Origin of the sequence: Pseudomonas sp. FW300-N2A2, from assembly GCF_017351735.1 — a bacterium.
GTDB lineage: Bacteria > Pseudomonadota > Gammaproteobacteria > Pseudomonadales > Pseudomonadaceae > Aquipseudomonas > Aquipseudomonas migulae.
The window spans coordinates 565,197-586,362 of record NZ_JACNDU010000001.1 but is presented as its reverse complement, the minus strand read 5'-3'; the positions used below and the strand labels follow the sequence as shown (position 1 = coordinate 586,362).

Sequence of the window (21,166 nt, the reverse complement as noted above, 5' to 3'; positions counted from 1 at the left end):
GTGCATTTGATTTAGCGCCCAAACCGACTAATATACGTTCCATATCCATTTCATATAGTGAAGCTCATGGGCATCGTAAAAATTTCTGAAGACATGCATGAGCATCTGCGCGTCGCGAGCGATGCGTTGAGTCGCTCGATCAACGCTCAGGCCGAGCACTGGATGCGTATCGGGATGCTTGCCGAATTACACCCCGACCTGGATCACAGCGACATTTGCCGCATGCTGATTCGCGCAGAACTGCAAGGCGGTCTTGATTTGAAGAAGCTCTGCGCCCTCGAAGAAAGTTCGCAAGGCCCACAGGTTCATGCAGCCATCGGAGCCAGGAAATGAGGGCGAACGTGCGCATCAATACCCGGGCAGACATCGCCAGCTCGCGTGCCGCTGCAACGCTGGCGGCCGAGGTGCTGGCCATGATTGGGCCTTATGTGAAAGCGGGTGTCACCACCGACGAGCTCGATCAGCGCTGTCACGACTACATCGTCAATGTGCAAAAGGCCATTGCGGGGAATATCGGGTATCTCGGCTACCCGAAAACCGTGCTGACGTCCGTCAATCAGGTGGTCTGCCATGGCCTGCCTTCGGCCACTGTCCTGAAGGATGGCGACATTGTGAATATCGACGTCGCTGTCAAAAAGGACGGTTGGTATGGCGACACCAGTCGAATGTATTACGTGGGTGAACCCAGTCCGCAGGCTCGGCATTTGGTCAAGACTACCTACGAAGCGCTGTGCGCCGGTATTCGAGTCGTTCGCCCCGGTGCCACGCTGGGCGATATCGGTTATGCCATTCAGTCGGTCGCCGAAAGGGATGGATTCAGTGTTGTGCGCGAATACTGCGGTCACGGTATTGGCAAGGTCTATCACGATGAGCCGCAGATCCTCCATTACGGCTATCCCGGCCAGGGATTGCAGTTGAAAGCGGGCATGATTTTCACCATTGAGCCCATGTTGAACGCGGGTAAGCGTCACGTGAAAACCCTGGCGGACGGCTGGACAGTTGTCACCAAGGATCACTCCCTTTCGGCCCAGTGGGAGCACATGGTGGCGGTCACTGACGATGGCTTTGAGGTTCTATCTGCCTGGCCTGACAGCGTCGAAGAGTTCCCGGCTATCCGATAACCCGGCCCTGGACGGGCCTTTGGCATTTGTGCGGTGGCGGCAGGCCGATGGCGAACATTCACCCCGGCCTCTTTCAGGCAAACGCCTCCTCGATAAATGCTTCCAGCGCCTTGTCTTCCAATATCTCGATGGAGAAGTGCCCGAAGCGTTTGGGCAACCAGATGATGCGGGCCCCGGACGGGGATTGCAGGTTCGCGCGGGCGAGGGGTTTGCCGTTTTCGTCTTCTGGCTGAACACCCGTGGCGATCAATTCGTCATAGGCCTGCTCGATGTCCGGCGTGGAGTAGCAGTGGCGATAAATCATGCCTTCACCCGAAGAATCCAGGAGTTCTTTCAGGTTCCCCGCCAACGGTTGCACCAGCATGAAACGCTCCTGACCGATCAACGCAATCGCGTAGCGCACGTGCAGGCCACCGCGTTCCCAGACGAGCGTTTTAGAGATCCTGGCCTTCAGTGTCCGTGCGTAGTAAGCACAGGCTTCTTCAAGATTCGTGACCAGTACATCGACGTGACTGAACTTCAGTTCCATTGCATTTCTCCTGTCAAACCGGCGTCCATGATAACGACGTCACCCTCAGGATCAGAAGGGGTTACATGGGGTTTGTTTGCGAGCCGAACAGCGTCGCTGAGATGGGGCCGTGCCGCATGCTTGCCGAGAGCGGCAACGCATTGCCCTCGACGTTTGCGGCAAGCAAGCACTTCATCCCTTACTCATGCGCCGTAACTCGCCGCTATCACAATGAGCGCAAGGAAACAGACCAACTGAACGCAAAAGAAGGTAAACCGAACCGCCACGAACCTGTTTGTCTGCACATGAGATACGTGAACCAGAGACTGGCACACGCGAGCGATCAGGACGAGCATGGACAAGTAGTCAACGGCGGGTGTGTTGATACCAAGGGCTGAAATCACGAACACGATGGCGCCAAAGACGGGCAGGTTTTCCACACAGTTCGCATGCGCTCGTGTTCCGCGCCGATACCAATCTTCGCCATCGGGCTGATCGCTTCGGAAAGAGGCAATCGGAACATTCGAGAACAGGATTCTGACCCAGCGATACACCCCGACGGTTGCCATCAACAGCAGCAAAGTCCAGGTCGCGAATCCCAGCAACATCCACATCGGTATCGTCATGGCTGCCATCCTCAATCCAGCACGTCATTGCACATCCGCGCGGCCGACGCGAGGTCGGCCGCACCCTGTAGATCAGTTGCTCATGATGGGAGCCAGTGCGGTCTGAATCCTGGACATCTGTTCGGGTGTTGTCATGCGCGCAAGCAGTTGGCCAAAATGTGGATGCTGCACGCCCGAGATAATGTACTGCCAGCGGTAGGCGCCCAGCACGGAGGCATTGATTTGCGCGGTCTCGTCAACACTGAACGAGCGTGAAACATTGCGAATGAAGTAGTCGGCATCGGATGCCGATTGTGCCTGCAGGATTGCATCGACGGCTGCCACCAGCGCAATCAGATCGTTCACTGCCTGGTCGCGCTCGACTGGCGAAAGTTTCGCGTGCTCCGCTTTCCATTCCAGCTCATCGAGTACGACGTGCCGGCTTTCATCCTTCCAGTGAAATTTGAAGACATCCTTGAAGAGCGGGCACAACTCCTCGCGCGGGGCGATGCTTTTTGCGTAATGCGTTTGAACAAACAGCTCGATATGACAGGTCAGCGCCAGCACCGACCAGGTGCTGGCCGCCAGTACCGCACGCGCCACATCGTTTGGATCGGCCACTTGGCGATATCCCGCCGGCAATTGCGCATCCATCATCGTTTCTATGCGCCGGAACAGCTCCTGATGCTTGATCTCGTCATTGGAAAATCGCACCAGCGCTTCAAGTGCGAGCTGATCGTCAAAGACATGGGCCCGACCTTGATCGAGCATTTTGGCACTGATGAAACGCTCGACCAGGCCAAAGATATACGCATAGGTTCGGCCCTGAATCTGGCTGAGCAGGCGCGCTTCTTCCAGGGTGAGAAAGGTCAGGCGGTCGATCCGCGAGAGTCCGTCGGGCAAGAATTTGCGCGAGAAGTCGAAGCGGCGGTCCTGGAGCAAATCGCGATCGATCTGCCATTCGGCTTTTTTCGAGGACCTGACGAGTTGAGCATAACGGGCGGCGTTGCCCGAATCTGCGTCGGGTAAGGTTGCGACGGTGTTCATATCGATCTCCTGCTTCCTGGTCGAACTGGAAGGGGGCCATTACGGTTAACGTCGGAGCCTGTGACCATGAGTGAAACCTCTGGGGGGCGTCCTGATCACTGAGTCCGCGTTGGTGCTAATCTAGGCCTCGCCGTTCAGGCGCAGAATGACCGGTGCGCCTGATTACATGCTCCGGACTCCGGAAAGGAGGGCTGGCAATTGCTGGATGCGCTTTCTGATGTCTTGCGTGTCATTCGGCTCTCTGGAGGAGTCTTCCTCGAGGCGGAATTCACTGCGCCCTGGTGCCTCAGCGGAAAAATCTCTGCGGACGATTGCAAACCGTTCCTGGCAGCCCCTCGACATGTCATTGCTTCGCATTTTGTCGCTGCGGGGCACATGCAATTAAGAGTCGACGGTAAAGCCCCTCTCGACGTGGGGGCAGGCGAACTCATTCTGCTTCCGCGCAATGACGTTCATACGTTTGGCAGCGACCTGAGCGTTGCTCCCATGTCGGCGCGCGACGTTATTCAGCCGCCGGAAGTCGGCGGCATTTCACGTATCAAGTGCGGCGGAGGCGGCGAGGTCACGCAGTTATTGTGTGGGTTCCTCGGCACTGAAACCCCTTTCAGTCCGTTGCTCTCGTCGCTGCCATCCTTATTGAAACTGGACGTGCGCGCGACGGCTTCGGGAGCCTGGATTGAAAGCTCATTCCGGTTTGCTGTCAGCGAGATCGCGGCGGGGCGCGTCGGCTCGACAACGGTCATCGCCAAGCTATCGGAATTGCTCTTCGTCGAAGCCGTCAGCCAGTATGTCGCGAGCCTCCCCGCTGAACGGCGCGGGTGGCTGGCGGGTTTGCGGGATCCGCATATCGGGCGCGCATTGGCGCTGCTTCATGCTCGCCCAACCGAGGGCTGGACGGCAGAAGCCCTGGCGCTTGAAGTGGGCATGTCGCGCTCGGTTTTCGCGGAACGATTCACGGCATTGGTCGGCCAGCCACCAATGCAATACCTGACGCTCTGGCGCATGCACGTGGCGGCTCAACACCTGCGCGAAGGTCGCGGCAATGTGGCGCAAATCGGCTTTGCAGTGGGCTACGAATCCGAAGCCGCGTTCAGTCGCGCATTCAAACGCCAGTTCGGCACATCACCCGGCACCTGGCGCAGGCAATCGGCATGAGAAGGTCGGGTGCCGGCGGACGCACTTAATCCGCTTGCGACGCGTATTCAGCGAAAGATCAGCGACTGGTGTGCCGCGCCGCCCGTGCGTGCGCCGTCACCCACTGCGACGGCCACATTGCCTGCGGCTATTGCCGCATCCCCGCAGGCAAACACGCCGGGTACACTGGTTTCGCGCATCGCATCGACCTTGATGAACTCACCCGTCGGCCCGGCTTCAAACTCGCAACCAAGCAGCGCTGCCAGTGGGCTGCCCATTCGCGTGAGAGGCTGAGTGAACAGCCCAGCAAGTTTGATTACACGACCGCTGGCGAGTGTCACATCGGCTTGTTCCCCGCCAACCGACAAGACAGGTTCGCGCTCCACCGCAACCCCACGCCTGGCCAGCTTCGCCAACTGCTCGGCATCAGGCTCGAATACCTCGTTGAGGAAGAGTGTCGTTGGCCCCCAGTCGGGCAACATTAGCGATTGGTGGATGGCAACTGTCGACGCCGCCAAAACTCCAATCTGCCCGCCGTACAGTTCATATCCATGGCAATACGGACAATGAAACACTCGCTGCCCCCAGCGCTCTGACAGCCCGGGAATCGCAGGCAACTCATCCACCACCCCTGTGGCCAGGATTAGACGCCTCGCCGCGAATTGTTCCCCGTTCGCGGCTGTTATCACAAATCCACCATCGCCCGTCTTTGCATGGACGGCGGGTTGCGAAAGCCACTCGACTGTTGGATAGGCCAGCAACTGGGCACGTGCCTCGCTGGCTATCGTGCCGGGATCACGACCGTCCTGCCCGAGAAATCCATGTGAATTGTGAGCAAACCGATTACGGCGCTGACCTGCATCGATCACCAACACCTTTCGGCGCGCCCGTGCCAGTTGCAAGCCTGCGGAAATACCGGAATAGCTGCCGCCAACGATGATCACGTCGTAAACCATTGATCAGTCTCCCTGGGTCTTCGACCTGCTCGAAAACTCTAGATACAACGTAAGTTACGTGATGTCAGGGTGTCAACAGTCTCGTAACTTATGCTGTGTCGAGCGATACTCGGCACACGCAACTTCAGGAAACCGCCATCCATGAGAAATGACACTCGCTTGTCCCGCATGCTGCACGTGCTGATCCACATGGCTCGCCACGAACAGCCCGCCACGTCCGATACCATCGCGCAGATGCTCGGTACCAACCCGGTGGTGGTCCGGCGGACCATGGCGCTGCTCAAGGACGGGGGCTATGTGCGCTCGGAAAAGGGGCACCGTGGGGGGTGGACGCTGGCGAAACCGTTAGCGGATATAACACTGTTGAACATCCATCAGGCCTTGGGCTCGTCCTCTCTTTTCGCCATCGGTCTGTCGACCGACCATCCAGAATGCCTGGTGGAGCAAGCGGTGAATGCCGCGCTGACCGAAGCGTTTGATGCGGCGCAGGCACTGCTTTTAGATCGCTTGGGAAGCGTCACGCTTGAACAGTTGGCCAGTGATTTCGAACGGCGCTACCAACGTCTGTAAACCTGTGGTCTACAAAGTGGCGTCTGGAAGTAGCTGTATGTTTGGTTCTAGCCGGAAAGTGACGGTCCAGTAGACTAAGGATCGCATCCTTGGGCATTTCCCATTTGGGCCACATAATCTTGTAAAAAAGATGAATGGTTTCGCCCGATGGGCAAATTATGTTGCTCAAAAAAGCACCTCCAGCCTACCTCCACTTTGTCTGTACTACGTTAGCTGAAAACGCTCTAACGCATAATCCTTGCCTGCCAAGGTAAGTTCAAAAGTGGTGGAGCCAAACGTGCCCCGGGTCACTTTTTGTTTGATAAGGCGTTTGTCTTGAAGTTGCTTTAGATCGGCTTCAACTTCTGCTGTGCTGAGTGAGACAAGTTTGCAAATTGAGTTCAGGTTTGCAACTTTCCTGAAATTTGCATGATAGGCCAAAGCTTCCATTAATAGCGTTTGGTTATCTGTTAGTCGTGGGAACTGAGGGTTGTTCATTTTGTAAACTTTTCGCTCTATCTCATGTAGCTCGTCGTAAGCTCCATCAGTGTTGCGGGCGTAGTAAATCGCTGCAGACAGAGTGCTGATTAAAATCGCGATTATCATCAGCAGCGACCAATTCGGCATTGGCGTTTCCAGCGAAAGCCAATCCGAAAAACGTTGCGGCCAGCTCGTGCTATCTGCCAACAATCTCAGGTCCAGGTGAGTGTCGAGCAGCTTTATGACAGCCCAAGCGACAAGGAAAATCCCAGCCCAGCAGGCCATAACCTTGAGCGTGAATGGGGAATGCTTGCCTTGTGCTGCCATGCTACTCGTCCCCAGTGCAGAAACAGGTCTTATCAGCATAGCAGTGGAAAACTGGTCGTCAGGCAGCTGACCTGCAAGGTCAGCTTTTGGCCGCCGGCCGCTCACCCAACCGCTCAACCAATCTGACGAGATAACCATCGGGATCCTGGACGATGAACTCGCGCTGGCCTACTTCTACGGTATCAGCCCGATACCAGGTGTCTTTGCATGCTCGATAGAGTGGAAATCCGGCTTGGCCAAGTTTTTGGGTGATGGGGGCGACAGCGGCAACGTCGATCTGCAGGTTGATTCCTCTTCCAAATGGCTTCGTCAGGGGGGCCGTAAGCCATTGGCCTGCGTCCGGATCAATCTGCTCGAGCATCACCTGAGCACCGTTCAAGTCGAGGTAAGCGAATCCATCTTCGGGGCGTTGATACGCTACTTCGAAGCCAAGGCAATGCACCCAAAAACCCAGGCTGTTACCAAGGTCGGTGACCATTAACTCTGGAACCAGTTTGCTACGTTCAAACATGAGATGACTTCCATTTCGATAGGTTTCTCCCCTGGGGCTGGCAGTGTAAATGCCTGATGCGTGGTAGCAGGCTCTGCACTGTTGGCACGAGTGCCACGGGAAAGGGGAGCGAGCGGCATGATGCAGGGGCGGATGAGTATTCTCGAGCCACAAAGCGATTATCGGGACTGCGGCCAGTGATCCTGAATGTCATGCCATACAGACTTGGACGTCACCTCGACATGCTTCTGTTTATCGCAAGTAAAGGGCGTGTCCAGCGTACCGAGGGCTATGGAGATCCAGTCGGAGTAATCGCCCTGGCTATTTGACCAGAAGAGCGACGAGCCGCAGCGAGCGCAAAACTGGCGCTCGACAGATTCAGAGGAAGGGTAAGAACGGATGTCGTCGTTACCCTGTACCAGGTCAAAGTCGCCCCTCAAGACACTGCCGTAGCTCGCAAATGCAGCGCCATGGCTTTTGCGGCATTGGCTGCAATGGCAGTGCGAAACAGCTTTGGGGCGTGACCGGAGTTGGTATTGGATGGCGCCGCAAAGGCAACTGCCCTGGAAGGTCTCAGTCATTTTTGGTGGCAATCCATTGTTGAGGGGCAGCACTTTAAGTGGTGGGCAGATGCAGTGTCGAGCGACTGTCCGTCGAACAGGCAGGGCGGCAGACTTCGACAACGATCCGTAGAGAGTTTTTGCCCTGCCACAGACGGTCACTGCAAAAAGTCGCGAATCGCCCGAATAGTCTGCGTAGGTGCCTCTTCCATCAACCAATGTCCTGCCCCCGGAATCACCACTTCCGTGACATTGTCCGCGGCGTTGCGCATGACGATGGCTTCGTTGTTGCCAAAGGATTTTTCCCCGCCGACGGCCAGCACGGGCATGGTCAGGCGTGTCTTCATTGATGCTTCGTTGTCCACGGCGTCCTGGCGAATGCTGCGAAACTGCGCGAACGCCGCGTGCATCGCGCCGGGGCGGGCGTAGAGTTTGGCGTAATGCTGGCGGGTGGCTTCGTCCACTTTGGTCGGGTCGCCGGCGAACTCGTTCCAGAAGCGGTCGAGGTAGATACGCTCACGACCGGCCACCAGGCGCTCGGCATCCGGACCGCCAAAATCGAAGTGCCATAGCATCGGTGAACGCACAATCTCGTTCCACGGCGGAATGCCCGGTACGGGCGCATCCATGACCACCAGGCGATCGGTTTGCTGCGGATAACGTGAGGCGTAGGCGAAGGCGACCATGGTGCCGATGTCGTGGCCGATGACTACCGAGTGGTCGATCTTCAAGGCTGCGAGTACCGCGCGTATGTCGCCCGCTTGCGTCTTCTTGTCGTAGCCGCCGTCCGGGATCGACGACAAGCCCATGCCGCGAAGGTCCGGCACCACGACCGTGTGGTCCTTGGCCAGGTCGGCAGCGAGAGGCGCCCACATGTCGCCGGTGTCGCCGAAGCCATGCAGCAGCACCACGGCAGGCCCTTTGCCGCCGACGCGCACGTGGATTTTCGCGCCTTCCACGGCGATGTCCTGGGTGCGGAACGAAGTGGGGAATGGCGTGACGCCGGCATGGGCGGGCAGGCTTAGCGCAAGCAGCAAAGAAGCAGTCAGCAAGGTGCGGATCATGTGGTTTTCCCGGAAGGATGCGTGGAGAGTTGCGTACCGCATCCGCTGCAAACCACCGTGCCGAAAACGCACGTCGCCCGGGGCAGAACAAGGTACCCAAGGCTGGAGCGTAGACCACATTGAAAGGTTCTGATGGACCCTACAAATCGATGACCAGGTCTGACGTTGGCTTACTGCAGCACAGCAGGCGCAATCCCTTGTCGATTTCACGCTGGCGGATGCCGCCGTTGTGGTTCATCGCCACCGTGCCTTGCAGCACCGCCGTTTTACAGGTGCCGCAGACCCCTTGGCTGCAAGAGGAGGGGATGATGGCGCCGGCCTTCTTCGCAGCGGCCAGCACGGTCTGGTTGCCCGGCATGCTGAAGGTTTTACCGGAGCGGGACAGCGTGATCGTAAACAGGCTCTCCGGCTGATCGAGCACGCAGGCCGTTTCGATCAGAGGGGCCTCATCCAGCGCCGTGATATCGAAGCTTTCCTGATGATAGTGGTGGAAATCAAAGTTTCCCTGTTTGAGTAGCGACTTGACCGCGCCCATGTAGCCTTGCGGCCCACAAGTGAACACTTCCCGCTCCTTGAAGTCCGGCACCTGTTCGCTGAGCAAGGCCAGATCCAGGCGGCCAATCGGCCCGGCCCAATCCGTGCTGTCGCCGTGTCCTTCGCAGATATTCACGACACGAAGTCCCGGCATGCTGGCCTGCATCCGTGTCAGTTCTTCATGGAAAATAATATCGTCGGGGGTTCGAGCACTGTGCACGAAGACGATATCCAGTCGGGCTGCCAGGTCGAAACCCGCACGGGTCATGGACATCAGCGGTGTCACGCCGGAGCCCGCCGATAGATAAAGCAGCTTGTCGGCTGGACGGCCTGTCGGTGTGAAGCTGCCCGCAGGGCCTGAGGCAAGCAGCCTGTCGCCTTCGCGCAAGTGATCGTGCAGCCAGTTCGATACGGTCCCGCCGGGAACACGCTTGACCGTGATCGACAGCGCAAAAGGGCGGGTGGGCGACGATGACAACGTATAGCAGCGCGACACGCGTTGCCCCGAGATGGTCGGCGATACCGTAATGAACTGCCCTGGCTCAAAACTGACGGCGCTGAAATCCGCACTTCGAAAGGTAAAGGTTTTTACGTCGTGGGTTTCGTCGCGTACGGCGCAACAGTGCAGCGCTTTTTGCTCGCCACTGTTCCACTGCGCACCGTAGGTGGCCCACGTGTCCGGATGGGCAAATACGTTCGGTGCAGACATGGCGCTCGCTGTAACCGGCGGCTTTTCAAGGAGGGTCATGGTCATTGCTCACACTCCCTGTGCGGCAAGCCGCGCGGCGTACCAGCGAGAAAATTGATCCACGTAGGATTCGGTAAATGCCGAGAAGGGGCCAGGCGAGTAGCCGGGATCTTGCGTACCGCTGTGGGTGATCGCGACAAGGTTGGCGTCCTGCTGATTGGTGGCTTTCCAGACCTCGGTCAGTTTTTCGATGTCGTAATCCACGCCCTCGATGGCGTCGGCATGGACCAGCCATTTGGTGCGCACCAACGTCTTGTCGGGCGCGAGCGGGATGATGTACGAAATGACGGCGTGATCGCTCATCACATGCGTCCAGGAGTTATGAGTCCACAAGTGCACGTCGCCGAGATCGCGGCGGGTCAGGTCACCAAACAGCCGCGTGCAGGCCACCCGAGTGTCGAGCGTTTGCGATTCGCCATTGCCGGCAATGACCAGCCGCTGCGTGCGGAACTGGGTCACCGCGTCTGTGTCCAGGTGTTCCACTGCGTCGCAGATAAACCCGTCACGTTCCCAGCTGCGTTTGGCTGCCGCATTGCGTTCTTCATATTCATCCAGCGCTTGCAGCGATTCCTCACTCAGACCTTCAGCGCAGAACCCAAAATCCTCCGGCAGGAATGAGGCGGTTAATTCAGGGTGCGTCGCAGAGCAGTGATAACACTCGCGATTGTTTTCGATGACCAACTTCCAGTTACCGTCTTCAATGATCTCGGCTTCATAAGCAATCTTCGAATACGTGAGGTTGTAGGGCGCCAGCCGGGGCGCCATGGTTTGTTCCAGATAGGCGATGTCTGCCGGTGGTTGGTCACCCAGGCAAACAAACACATGAGTGCCGACCACTTTCGTATGAACACGAATCAGGCTTTTGCAGGTCGGATCGAAATCCTTGCCCATGTGAGCGGCGTGCTTGAGGCTGCCATCAAGGTCGTAGGTCCACTGGTGATACGGGCACACGAGCATGCCCACCGTTGATTTGCCGGCCTGCTTCAGGCGCGCCCCGCGATGGCGGCAAACGTTGCGAAACGCCTGCACCTGCTCGTCGTCATCGCGCACGAGAATGATCGAGGACTTGCCGATGTCTATGGTCGAAACATCCCCAGGCTCCGGGATGTCCGCCGTCACGCCGACCAGAATCCAGTGCCGGGTGAAAAAGATATCGACGTCGCTGTCGAAAATGTCCTGACGCCCGAACAACGCGCCATGCATGCCATGGCCTGGGGTGCGTGCAGTCACCAGTTCTTGTTGGGATTTCGCGACGGTAGTTGTCATCTGTTGCCTCACGGGGGCGATGTTGAATCGTCAGCAAGTGACGGTGAGGCAAGTATCAAAATGGTCCGGATTTGCGTCAATGCGCTTTAATTTCACCCTCGCATAGCTAAAAGTTATGCGAAGAATCGACAACTGACCTTAGTGTGAAAGTAGCGACTCATCCCGTAACCAATCGACGATGGCGTGCACCAGCGGGGTTATTTCCCGGCCGTTCGGAACAATCAGGTAATAGGCATCTTTCGGTTTCACCGCATAGTCAGTAATCCGCACCAGTTCGCCGCTCTGCAATAGTGGACGCAACAAACGGTTCCAGCCCAGCGCGACGCCATAGCCCTGCAACGCGGCCTGCACCGTGTCGTTGTAACTGCTGCAGCGCAGGCAGTAATTCACCTTGGGACGACTCTCGCCCAGTTCCTTGAACCAGCTGTTCCACGTCATCCAGCCTTCGAGCGTGGTGTCCGAATCGATCAGGTCAATGTGCAGGAAGTCGTCGACTGATAGCGGGGCAGGGTGCGTGGTCAGCCAGGAGGGGGAACACACCGGGAACACTTCTTCGTCAAACAGGAATATCGCGGTGCCGTCCTCCCATTTTCCATTGCCGAAGCGCACGGCGATGTCGACGTCCTGTCGGTGCACGTCCGGATTGTGGACTTGGGTGATCAGGCGCAATTGCAGCTTGGGTTGCGACAGGCGCAATGCAGCCAGCCGGGGCAGGATGCGCAGGTGTGAAAACGCCGCGGTGCAGGCGAGCACCAGTTCCTGCTCGGGAATCCCCTCGGAAATCTTGTCGAACACGTTCGCCATGCGCTGCATGGATTCGGCGACCACCGAATACAGCACGTAGCCTTCGCTGGTCAGTTTGATCGCCCGGTGCAGTCGATGAAACAGACGGGTGCCGAGGGTTTCCTCCAGGTATTTGACCTGCTTGCTGACGGCCGCCTGGGTCACGCCCAATTCTTGCGCCGCCAGCGTGAAGCTGCTCAACCGCGCAACGGCCTCGAATTCCATCAAGGCCGTCATGGACGGTATCAGTCGGCGGTAACCCTTGACCTTCTTACTGGTTTCTTCACTGCCCATCTTGGTCGATCCTGAAGGAGAACGGAGCCGCTCAACCGGCGACACACTATCGCTTGTTCCGTTGCTCGCCGGGAAGTGCTCGCAAAGCCGTGTCGCAAACGCCTTGCGCCATGTCGCTACGGGTCAACCGGGCTGCTGGCAAAGTGCGCTTGGCAATAAGCTTTATGATGGAATGATCTAGAAATAAGCATTCCAAAAACGACGTGTTTCTTTTCTGTAACCGACTAGTTCATTTTTGAGGTGAACGCATAACTAAATGAATTAAAAAGAAATTAATCGAAATCGCGTTGTGTTTTTCCTGTGTTTTCTATGTATACACAAGAAATACAATCTATTGACCGACCCAAAAACCCGTGCGAGTCTCGACTCATCAGTCAGCCGCACCTGACCGCAAAACTGCCCTTGGAGGTCGTTGTGAAAAACGGCAAAACCAGTCTTTACGAAGATCTGAAACGTCAAATCCTGACGATGGAACTGGACCCTGACGAAGCGCTGGATGAGGTCATTCTCAGCGAGCGATATGGCTTGTCCCGCACGCCGGTCCGGGAAGTATTCCGACGCCTGGCCGGTGAAGGTTATGTCGACATTCGGGAAAACCGCGGTGCCCGGGTGATTCCAATGAATCACTCGACCCTGCGCAATTTCTTCCTCGTCGCACCGATGATTTACGCAGCCGTTGGCCGTCTGGCCGTTCAAAACTACAAGCCGCGCCAACTGGTCGACTTGAAGGACACGCAGCATCGGTTCCGCATCGCCACCACCTCAAGGGATGCGCTGGCCATGGTCGTCGAGAACAACCGCTTCCACGCGATCATGGGCGAAATGGCCGGCAATCAATACCTCCAGCCCAGCCTGGAAAGATTGCTGATTGATCACTCCCGTATCGGCAATACCTTTTTCCGGCCTCAAAACGAGGACATGGAAGAGCGTCTTGAGCTGTCGGCGGGGCACCACGATTTGTTTATCGAGGCGATTGAACGCCGCGATGAATCCGCAGTAGTCGATCTCGTGTTTGAACACTGGGAACTGTCCCGGGAAAACATGGAGATTTTTATCGCGCCCCAAGGCATCAAGGCGGACGCGCTCGTTGATCTTCCACGCAATTCATTTCCGGAGAAATCATCTTGAAATTTGAAGGCATCTACACACCCGCAGTGACACCTCATAAACCGGATGGGGAAATAGACTGGAGCGTGTACTCCGAAGTACTGGAGTCGCTGATCGAGGCGAAAGTGCACGGCATTATCATCGGCGGTTCGACCGGCGAATATTATGCGCAGACCTCGGAAGAGCGTACCGAGCTTGCCGCTTATGCCAAGGATGTCATCGGCAACCGGGTCCAGTTGATCGTCAGCACCGGGGCCATTCGTACCGAAGATTCGGTGCAATACGCCAAGGATGCCAAAGCGATCAAAGCGGACGCCATTCTCGTCACTAGCCCGCCGTACGCGCTGCCGACTTCCCAGGAAAACGCAATCCACGCACTGACCATCGATCGCGCTGCCGACTTGCCGATCATGCTTTACAACTACCCCGGCCGCATGTCCGTTTCGATGGACGAGGATTACCTCACCCGTGTAAGCGCCTCCAAAAATGTAGTTGCCATCAAGGAAAGCTCCGGCGACATGGGCCGCGTTCATCTGCTGGCCCGTGAGTTCCCGAACATCGCGCTGTCCTGCGGTTGGGATGATCAGGCGCTGGAGTTTTTTGCCTGGGGCGCCCGAAGCTGGGTGTGTGCCGGCTCCAACTTCCTGCCAACCGAACACGTGGCGCTTTATGAAGCCTGTGTGCTCGAAAAGGACTTCGACAAGGGCCGCCGGATCATGTCGGCGATGATGCCGCTGATGAATGCCCTGGACGGCGGCAAGTTTGTACAGTCGATCAAATACGGTTGTGAACTGGCCGGCCTGAAAGTAGGGGACGTGCGCTTGCCGCTGCAACCTCTCGACCTGGAAGAAAAGCAAAGCCTGCAAACCATCATTGCCAATGTGAAGCGCGACGTTGCACGCATCACATCAGGAGCCAGCCATGGGTGATCTCCTGACCAAGGCCGAATACGCCGCCATCGCCAAAGACATTTCGTTCCCCTGCAATGCCTTCATCAACGGCGCGTTCAAACCCGCGATCTCGGGCAAAACCTTCGCCACGAACAATCCGGCGACCGGTGAGTTTCTGGCAGACGTCGCCGCTTGCGCGTCGGCAGATGTCGATCTCGCGGTCAGCAACGCCAAGGAAGCGTTTGAGGATGGCCGCTGGAGATCCATTTCTCCAAAAGAGCGCAAAACCGTCCTGTTGAAGTTTGCCGATTTGCTTGAACGGCATAGCCACGAACTGGCCGTCCTTGAGAGTCTCGACAGCGGCAAGCCAGTCAGCGAGTGCCAGTTGGTCGATGTGCCGGACACCATTCATACGCTGCGCTGGCACGCCGAGTTGATCGACAAGATTTATGACAACACCGCCCCTGTGGGCAGTGACGCGCTGACCATGGTCGTGCGTGAGCCCATCGGGGTGGTGGGCTGCGTGCTGCCCTGGAACTTCCCGCTGCTGATGCTGGCCTGGAAAATCGGCCCGGCACTCGCCGCAGGCTGTTCGGTGATCGTCAAACCCGCCGAGCAGACCACGCTGACGACGCTGCGTGTGGCGCAACTCGCGTTCGAGGCGGGCGTCCCTGCTGGTGTGCTCAACATTGTCACCGGCACCGGGAAAGAAGTCGGCGAGCCGATCGGCCTGCATCACGACGTCGACATGGTGAGCTTCACCGGTTCCACTGCGACCGGCCGCCGTTTCCTGCACTACGCAGCCGATTCGAACCTGAAACGCATCGTTCTCGAGTGCGGCGGGAAAAACCCGGCCGTGGTGATGGACGATGCGCAAAACCTCGACCTCGTCGCTCAGCATGTCGTCAACGGCGCGTTCTGGAACATGGGCGAAAACTGCTCCGCAACCTCGCGGCTGATCGTCCACGCGTCTGTGAAAGATGAACTGCTGGAACGCATGGGCGCCTACATCCGCGAATGGAAAATGGGCGATCCACTCGACCCGCAAAACCGCGTCGGCGCGTTGGTCAGCCCCGAACATTTCGCGAAAGTGAAGTCGTACCTTGAGCATGCCAGCGCCGGCAAACTTGATGTTGTGTACGGCGGTGGTACCGAAGACGGTGCGTTCGTCGAGCCGACCGTGATTGACGGTGTTGCGCCAGAGAGTCGGTTGTTCCAGGAAGAGATCTTCGGTCCGATTCTGTCGGTCACCACGTTCAGCTCGATTTCTGAAGCCATTGCCCTGGCCAATGACACGGTGTACGGCCTGGCCGCCTCGGTTTACACCGGCAGTTTGCGTCGTGCCATCAAGTTGGCGAGGGAGATACGCGCCGGGATCGTCACCGTGAACTGCTTCGGCGAGGGCGATGCTTCCACGCCGTTTGGCGGCTACAAGGAGTCCGGGTTCGGCGGTCGGGACAAATCGATTTTTGCCCACGATCAATACACCGAAATCAAAACCATCTGGATCGATGTGTCTGATCGGTCGGATGAAGAGAACGAAAAATGAGCACCCATACCATCAAGCGCCTTCCGGTAGACACCGGGGTTTCAGGTTGGGAGGCAATTTCCGTACGCACTGCGCCTGTTCGCCTGCTTGATGGCAACGTCACGGCGGACTGGCTGATCATCGGTGCGGGTTTTGCCGGGCTGTCTGCGGCTCGCAGGCTGGCTCAACTGCATCCGGGCTGCCGCATCGCGGTGGTGGATGCCCATGAAATCGCCAAGGGGCCGGCGGGCAGGAACTCGGGGTTCATGATCGATGTGCCGCACAGCCTTTCATCCGGGGAGTATTCGGTGGGCGGTGAGTCGGCAACGGCACTGGAAATTGCCCAGAACCGTTTTGCCATTGCGTTTGCCGCCGACGCTGCTCGTGAATATGGCATGTCTGCGCAGACGTTCGACCCTTCCGGCAAGATCAACGCCGCCGCCACCGAGCGGGGGACGAAACTCAATGACAACTATGCCAAATCGTTAAAAGGCATTGGCGAGCGGTTTGAAGTACTGGACGCCGCGCAGATGCGAGACATCACCGGTTCCACTTATTACCACAACGGGCTGTATACGCCTGGTGCGGTGATGATTCAGCCAGCGCAATATATTCGGGATCTTGCAAACGGACTTGATCGGCAGATTGAACTGTATGAGCGTTCACCGATTGTGGAATTGTCCCGGGCGGGAGTTGGCTGGAAGGCGAAGTCTCATCGTGGTTCCGTTAGTGCGCCTAAAGTCATTCTTGCGGTCAATGGCCATATTGAAGACTTCGGTCACTTTCAAGGCCGGTTGCTGCATGTCTTTACTTACGCCTCAATGACGGCTGCTTATAGTCATGATGAGTTTTCAAGGCCGGTTACCGGTAAAGATCGTTGGGCCTTATTGCCAGCGGACCCGATGGGCGCGACAGTTCGCAAGATAACTTCTAATGGACTTTCGCGGATTGTTATCCGCACCAAGTTTACCTATGACCCGAGTATTCAAGTCACACCGATGCGTGTCGCAGCGGTGGCCGAAGAACAACGGCACTCTCTGGATGCACGTTTCCCGGAGTTGAAATCAACGCCGCTGGAATTCAGCTGGGCAGGGCGGCTTTGCCTGAGTCGCAACAGTGCTCCCGCCTTTGGCGAAATCGAGGAAAACCTCTATTCCGCTTGCTGCGAAAACGGGCTGGGCACGGTTAAAAGTACATTGGCAGGCGTGATGGCTGCCGAGTTGGCCAGCGGTCACCATTCACAGGTTTTGCAAAGTTTCAGTCAACTGCCAGGGCCTAGCCGGCTTCCACCGAAGATATTGACGATGTTGGGTGTCAACTCGGTTATTCGCTGGCAGGCGCTCAGAGCAGGGCGAGAAGGCTGAATAGTTTCAAACCACCGGCTTTTATTTCATAAAGGCCTAATCTCTAGTTTTAACCGTAGATCGGAGCACGCCATGAAAAAGATTTGGAAGGCAGTCTGCGCTGTCGCTGTGGCCGGCGTTATGTGTTTGCCAGTTCACGCCGAAGAAAAAAATATCACCATGGGTACTATGACGTGGGAGGACTTGACGCCAATTACAGGTATTACCAAGAAGGTGCTTGAAGACTCTGGTTATACCGTAAAAGTTGTAGAGTTCTCCGAGTGGGGCATCGCTTATGCGGCATTAAGCAAAGGTGATGTTCAAGTGCTGGCGTCGCAAACGGACTACGCGGCAAACGATTACTGGAACAAAAACAAGAACAAAATCGAGAAACTTTCGCCGGTTTCGTTTGGCCTCTACCAAGGGCTTGCGGTACCGAGTTACGTCGACATCGATTCCATTGACCAGTTGAACGCCAATTCGGAAAAACTGGGCGGCAAGATCATCGGTATCGAACCGGGTTCCGGCCTGATGAACGATGCGACCAATGTGGTTAAGGCCTATGACCTCAAGCTGAAACTGGTGGAAGGCAGTACCACGGCAATGACGGCGGCGTTGAAATCGGCAGTCGACCGTAAAGAGCCGGTGGTCGTCACCGTTTGGGATCCGTCCTGGATGACCAAGAAATTCGATCTCAAATTCCTGAAAGATCCAAAAGGCATTTTCCCGCCGCTGCAAGGCTACTACTGGATCGGCCACAAAGGCTTCGCTGAAAGCAATCCGCGTGCGCGTGAACTGATGGCGAGCGTGTACGTGCCAATCGCCGACATCACCGCGATGAACGCCGAAGTCAAAGATGGCAAGACCATGGAACAGGCCATCAAGGGCTGGACCGATAGCCACAGCGAGCTGCTCAAGCGCTGGGAAAATATCAAGAACTGATTGCTGATGCCTTACGCCACTGCCGCCCTTTGATTCATTAGAGAAACCAGAAAACTGGTTCACGGGTTACGAAAATGACAACGGCCAAAATAGACACTAACGAAGTGCTGATAGATTGCCAGTCAGTCTGGAAAATCTTCGGGAAAGCCGCACCGGCAGCGATGAACGCTGTCACTCAGCAAGGGCTGACCAAGACTCAGATCCTGCAAAACTACGGCTGTGTGGTCGGGGTCTCCGACGTCAGCCTCCAGGTTCGAAGAGGCGAAATCTTCTGCATCATGGGCTTGTCCGGCAGTGGCAAATCCACCTTGATCAGGCTCCTCAACAAACTGATCACACCGAGCTCAGGCAAAGTGCTGGTCAAAGGCAAGGACCTGTCTTCCCTGACACCGGCGCAGCTTCGAGAGGTGAGGGCGCGTCACATCGGCATGGTCTTCCAGAGTGTGGCGTTGTTGCCCAATCGAACGGTGCTGGAGAACACGGCATTCGGCCTGGAAGTGCAGGGCGTCGGCAAGGCTGAGCGGTACAAAGTGGCCGAGCAGGCACTGGCCAAAGTGGGGCTGAGCGAATGGTCATCGCGTTACCCCACGGAGTTGTCTGGCGGCATGCAGCAACGTGTCGGCCTGGCCCGTGCGATTACCGCCGACCCTGAAGTGATTTTGATGGATGAACCGTTCAGTGCGCTTGATCCATTGATTCGCCGGCAGTTGCAGGACGAGTTTCGCCAGCTGACCAAGGAGCTTGGCAAGTCGGCGGTCTTCATTACTCACGACCTGGACGAGGCCATCCGCATCGGTGATCGCATCGCGATCATGAAGGATGGCGTGATCATCCAGGTCGGCACCGCCGAGGAAATCGTGCTTAACCCGGCGGACGATTATGTCGCGGAATTTGTGGCAGGTATTTCCCGGCTGCACCTGGTCAAGGCTCACTCGGTCATGACGCCGGTCGAGCCTTTCAAGGTCGCAAACCCGGGATGCGACATTTCCAGGCTGAGCAAGACTTCGCTGGGCGCAGACATCAACGAACTGATCGGATTGACGATGAAGTCCGAGCGCGACGCGCTGGCAGTCATCGACAATGGCGTGGTGGTGGGCATCATTACGCCGCGCGATTTGCTTCGCGGTGTTCAGGGCATTCCGAATGAATTCTCGGCCTCAACAACCGACACCGTTCTGGAGGCATCGACATGAGCATTCCGGACTTTTCCGATCAATTCGACGCGACCATCGACTCGAGCCTGGAATGGCTCTCGGACCATGGCGAGTTTTTGTTCGACGGTGTCAATGCACTGCTGACGGGCGTTTATAAAAGTGTGCTTTGGTGCATTGCCTATCCGCCGTATTACCTCGTCGCGCTGGCCATCGCCCTGATCGGATGGCGGGTGGTGGGCGCCCGGTTCGCGATTCTCGCGGGCCTCGCGCTGGTGTTCTGCGACGTGATCGGCTTGTGGCCAGAGACGGTCAGCACGCTTGCGCTGGTGCTGACGGCCACCGTACTGGCACTGGTGGTCGCGATTCCATTGGGCGTGCTGGCCGGTCTCGCACCGTCGGTTGATCGCGTGGTCGATCCGGTGCTGGACCTGATCCAGACCATGCCGCCCTACATCTACCTGTTGCCGGCCATCGCGCTGCTGGGCTACGGCCCGGCCACCGCACTGCTGGCGACTTTTATCGTGGCCGTGCCGCCGGCGATACGCCTGACATCCCTGGGGATTCGGATGACCCCGCGAGAGTTCATCGAGCTGGGCGATGCCAGTGGTGTCACGGGCTGGCAAATGTTTTTCAAGATTCGCCTGCCGTTCGCCAAGCCCAGCATCATGGCCGGGGTGAACCAGAGCTTGATGATGGCGTTCGGCATGGTGGTTATCGCCGGCATCGTCGGCTCCGGCGGGCTGGGTGAGTCGATCTACGGCGCCGTTCGCACACTGGATATCGCCAAGTCGATCAACGCGGCCATCGCCATCGTCATTCTGACCATGATTCTGGATCGGTTGGCGCAGCACGCTGCCCGCTCGCGGATGGGAGAAAGCCAATGAGTGCCTCAGAACTGCAATTTTCCCCGGGCGAATTCCTGGCGCCCGCAGTCGATTGGCTGAACGCCAATCTGCACGGTGTGTTCAAAGGCATCAGCCAAGTCATCGAGGCGGTGCTGGGCGCGGTGGAGTCCGCGTTGCTGGCGCCGCATCCTTATCTGTTCATCGCCATCGTCGTGGTCGGCGCGTTCTTTTTCGCCAACAAACGCGTCGCGGTATTTGCCGCCTTGATGTTGGCATTTTGCCTGTTCGCCGGCCTTTGGGCGGCCTCCATGCAAACCATCGCGCTGGTCTCGGTGGCGGTGTTGATCTCGGTGGCCATCGCCTTTCCGCTTGGTGTGCTGGCTGCACGGGTAAAGCGCGTGGATGAAGCCTTCCTGCCGATCCTCAACATCATGCAAACCGTGCCACCGTGGGTTTACCTGATTCCCGCCGTGATGCTGTTCAGCCTCGGGCGAGTGCCGGCGATTATCGCGACCATCGTCTACGGCATTCCGCCGATGCTCAGGCTGACCACCCTGGCGTTCAAACAGTTGCCGAAAGACCTGCTGGAACTGGGCCAGGCGTCCGGCGCTTCACCCCGGGACATTCTGTTCAAGATCGAACTGCCGACGGCCGCACCGACGCTGTTGGTCGGGCTCAACCAGTGCATCCTCATGTCCCTGGCGATGGTGGTGTTGGCGGGCCTGGTTGGTGCCGGAGGTCTCGGTGCCGAAGTGACACGAGGTCTCTCCAGAATGGAGATGGGCCTGGGGCTGCGCGCCGGTCTGGCGATCGTCGCGGTGGCTCTGTTGCTGGACCGGCTGACACGCGGCGCGTTGCAGCGTCACTCCCCACGCGCACTTCTTTGAGAGA

23 protein-coding genes are annotated in these 21,166 nt (G+C 57.5%); 12 read left to right on the top strand and 11 right to left on the bottom strand.

Features of this window, described 5'->3' with window-relative positions; all coding sequences use genetic code 11:
* Window positions 1–66: 66 nt before the first annotated feature.
* Both J4E42_RS02530 and map read left to right on the top strand, forming a co-directional pair.
* Entirely contained in the window at window positions 67–333 is a 267-nt protein-coding gene (locus tag J4E42_RS02530; protein WP_008038842.1) for a ParD-like family protein, read from the top strand.
* The gene (gene map / locus J4E42_RS02525) at window positions 330–1,121 is read left to right on the top strand and encodes a type I methionyl aminopeptidase (RefSeq protein ID WP_207284485.1); all 792 of its coding nucleotides are present in this window, start codon (window positions 330–332) and stop codon (window positions 1,119–1,121) included. Before J4E42_RS02530 ends, map begins: the two co-directional genes overlap by 4 nt.
* Window positions 1,122–1,194: 73 nt before the next feature.
* On the opposite strand, the gene J4E42_RS02520 is transcribed toward map, so the two are convergent.
* The 3 genes from J4E42_RS02520 to J4E42_RS02510 form a co-directional block, all read right to left on the bottom strand.
* Window positions 1,195–1,650 (bottom strand): VOC family protein, encoded by a 456-nt coding sequence (locus tag J4E42_RS02520; RefSeq protein ID WP_207284484.1) that lies wholly within the window; start codon window positions 1,648–1,650, stop codon window positions 1,195–1,197.
* A gap of 182 nt (window positions 1,651–1,832) precedes the next feature.
* Complete coding sequence (locus tag J4E42_RS02515) at window positions 1,833–2,255, bottom strand: MAPEG family protein (protein WP_192228253.1); 423 nt, start codon at window positions 2,253–2,255, stop codon at window positions 1,833–1,835.
* A gap of 72 nt (window positions 2,256–2,327) precedes the next feature.
* Window positions 2,328–3,281 carry a diiron oxygenase gene (locus J4E42_RS02510; RefSeq protein WP_207284483.1) on the bottom strand — a complete coding sequence of 318 codons (954 nt, stop codon included), beginning with the start codon at window positions 3,279–3,281 and terminating at the stop codon, window positions 2,328–2,330.
* A 198-nt stretch (window positions 3,282–3,479) separates the two neighbouring features.
* Between J4E42_RS02510 and J4E42_RS02505 the strand changes: the two genes are divergently transcribed.
* Complete coding sequence (locus J4E42_RS02505; protein WP_207284482.1) at window positions 3,480–4,436, top strand: AraC family transcriptional regulator; 957 nt, start codon at window positions 3,480–3,482, stop codon at window positions 4,434–4,436.
* 47 nt (window positions 4,437–4,483) lie between these two features.
* Here the strand turns inward: J4E42_RS02505 and J4E42_RS02500 are convergent, their stop codons facing one another.
* Complete coding sequence (locus J4E42_RS02500) at window positions 4,484–5,371, bottom strand: NAD(P)/FAD-dependent oxidoreductase (RefSeq protein WP_207284481.1); 888 nt, start codon at window positions 5,369–5,371, stop codon at window positions 4,484–4,486.
* A gap of 141 nt (window positions 5,372–5,512) precedes the next feature.
* Between J4E42_RS02500 and J4E42_RS02495 the strand changes: the two genes are divergently transcribed.
* Entirely contained in the window at window positions 5,513–5,941 is a 429-nt protein-coding gene (locus J4E42_RS02495) for an Rrf2 family transcriptional regulator (protein ID WP_207284480.1), read from the top strand.
* 204 nt (window positions 5,942–6,145) lie between these two features.
* Here J4E42_RS02495 and J4E42_RS02490 read toward each other — a convergent pair whose 3' ends face one another.
* The 7 genes from J4E42_RS02490 to J4E42_RS02460 all read right to left on the bottom strand — a co-directional run bounded on the left by J4E42_RS02490 (window position 6,146) and on the right by J4E42_RS02460 (window position 12,466).
* Window positions 6,146–6,727, bottom strand: coding sequence for a hypothetical protein (locus J4E42_RS02490; protein WP_207284479.1), 582 nt, complete (start codon window positions 6,725–6,727; stop codon window positions 6,146–6,148).
* A gap of 79 nt (window positions 6,728–6,806) precedes the next feature.
* Window positions 6,807–7,238, bottom strand: coding sequence for a VOC family protein (locus J4E42_RS02485; protein ID WP_207284478.1), 432 nt, complete (start codon window positions 7,236–7,238; stop codon window positions 6,807–6,809).
* A gap of 158 nt (window positions 7,239–7,396) precedes the next feature.
* Complete coding sequence (locus J4E42_RS02480; protein WP_207284477.1) at window positions 7,397–7,798, bottom strand: GFA family protein; 402 nt, start codon at window positions 7,796–7,798, stop codon at window positions 7,397–7,399.
* Window positions 7,799–7,935: 137 nt separating this feature from the next.
* The gene (locus tag J4E42_RS02475; RefSeq protein WP_008038818.1) at window positions 7,936–8,841 is read right to left on the bottom strand and encodes an alpha/beta fold hydrolase; all 906 of its coding nucleotides are present in this window, start codon (window positions 8,839–8,841) and stop codon (window positions 7,936–7,938) included.
* 139 nt (window positions 8,842–8,980) lie between these two features.
* Window positions 8,981–10,129 (bottom strand): hybrid-cluster NAD(P)-dependent oxidoreductase, encoded by a 1,149-nt coding sequence (locus tag J4E42_RS02470; RefSeq protein WP_207284476.1) that lies wholly within the window; start codon window positions 10,127–10,129, stop codon window positions 8,981–8,983.
* Window positions 10,130–10,132: 3 nt separating this feature from the next.
* Entirely contained in the window at window positions 10,133–11,389 is a 1,257-nt protein-coding gene (locus tag J4E42_RS02465; RefSeq protein WP_207284475.1) for an SRPBCC family protein, read from the bottom strand.
* Window positions 11,390–11,527: 138 nt separating this feature from the next.
* Entirely contained in the window at window positions 11,528–12,466 is a 939-nt protein-coding gene (locus J4E42_RS02460) for a LysR substrate-binding domain-containing protein (protein ID WP_207284474.1), read from the bottom strand.
* Window positions 12,467–12,880: 414 nt separating this feature from the next.
* Here J4E42_RS02460 and J4E42_RS02455 point away from each other — a divergent pair, with 414 nt between their 5' ends.
* From J4E42_RS02455 to J4E42_RS02420, 8 genes are all read left to right on the top strand, one after another.
* Window positions 12,881–13,594 (top strand): GntR family transcriptional regulator, encoded by a 714-nt coding sequence (locus J4E42_RS02455; protein WP_008033405.1) that lies wholly within the window; start codon window positions 12,881–12,883, stop codon window positions 13,592–13,594.
* Window positions 13,591–14,502 (top strand): dihydrodipicolinate synthase family protein, encoded by a 912-nt coding sequence (locus J4E42_RS02450; protein WP_192228242.1) that lies wholly within the window; start codon window positions 13,591–13,593, stop codon window positions 14,500–14,502. Before J4E42_RS02455 ends, J4E42_RS02450 begins: the two co-directional genes overlap by 4 nt.
* A complete protein-coding gene (locus tag J4E42_RS02445; protein WP_008038808.1) occupies window positions 14,495–16,012 on the top strand; it encodes an aldehyde dehydrogenase in 1,518 nt (505 codons plus the stop codon). The genes J4E42_RS02450 and J4E42_RS02445 overlap by 8 nt, the downstream gene beginning before the upstream one ends.
* Window positions 16,009–17,355 carry an FAD-binding oxidoreductase gene (locus J4E42_RS02440; RefSeq protein WP_207284473.1) on the top strand — a complete coding sequence of 449 codons (1,347 nt, stop codon included), beginning with the start codon at window positions 16,009–16,011 and terminating at the stop codon, window positions 17,353–17,355. Before J4E42_RS02445 ends, J4E42_RS02440 begins: the two co-directional genes overlap by 4 nt.
* Window positions 17,356–17,427: 72 nt before the next feature.
* Complete coding sequence (locus J4E42_RS02435) at window positions 17,428–18,276, top strand: glycine betaine ABC transporter substrate-binding protein (RefSeq protein ID WP_008038804.1); 849 nt, start codon at window positions 17,428–17,430, stop codon at window positions 18,274–18,276.
* A gap of 74 nt (window positions 18,277–18,350) precedes the next feature.
* Window positions 18,351–19,469: a glycine betaine/L-proline ABC transporter ATP-binding protein gene (locus J4E42_RS02430; protein WP_008033396.1), complete on the top strand. Its 1,119-nt coding sequence runs from the start codon at window positions 18,351–18,353 to the stop codon at window positions 19,467–19,469.
* Window positions 19,466–20,314 (top strand): proline/glycine betaine ABC transporter permease, encoded by an 849-nt coding sequence (locus tag J4E42_RS02425; RefSeq protein WP_008038802.1) that lies wholly within the window; start codon window positions 19,466–19,468, stop codon window positions 20,312–20,314. Before J4E42_RS02430 ends, J4E42_RS02425 begins: the two co-directional genes overlap by 4 nt.
* On the top strand, window positions 20,311–21,162 hold the full coding sequence (locus tag J4E42_RS02420) for a proline/glycine betaine ABC transporter permease (protein ID WP_008033394.1): 852 nt from the start codon (window positions 20,311–20,313) through the stop codon (window positions 21,160–21,162). Before J4E42_RS02425 ends, J4E42_RS02420 begins: the two co-directional genes overlap by 4 nt.
* Window positions 21,163–21,166 lie beyond the last annotated feature (4 nt).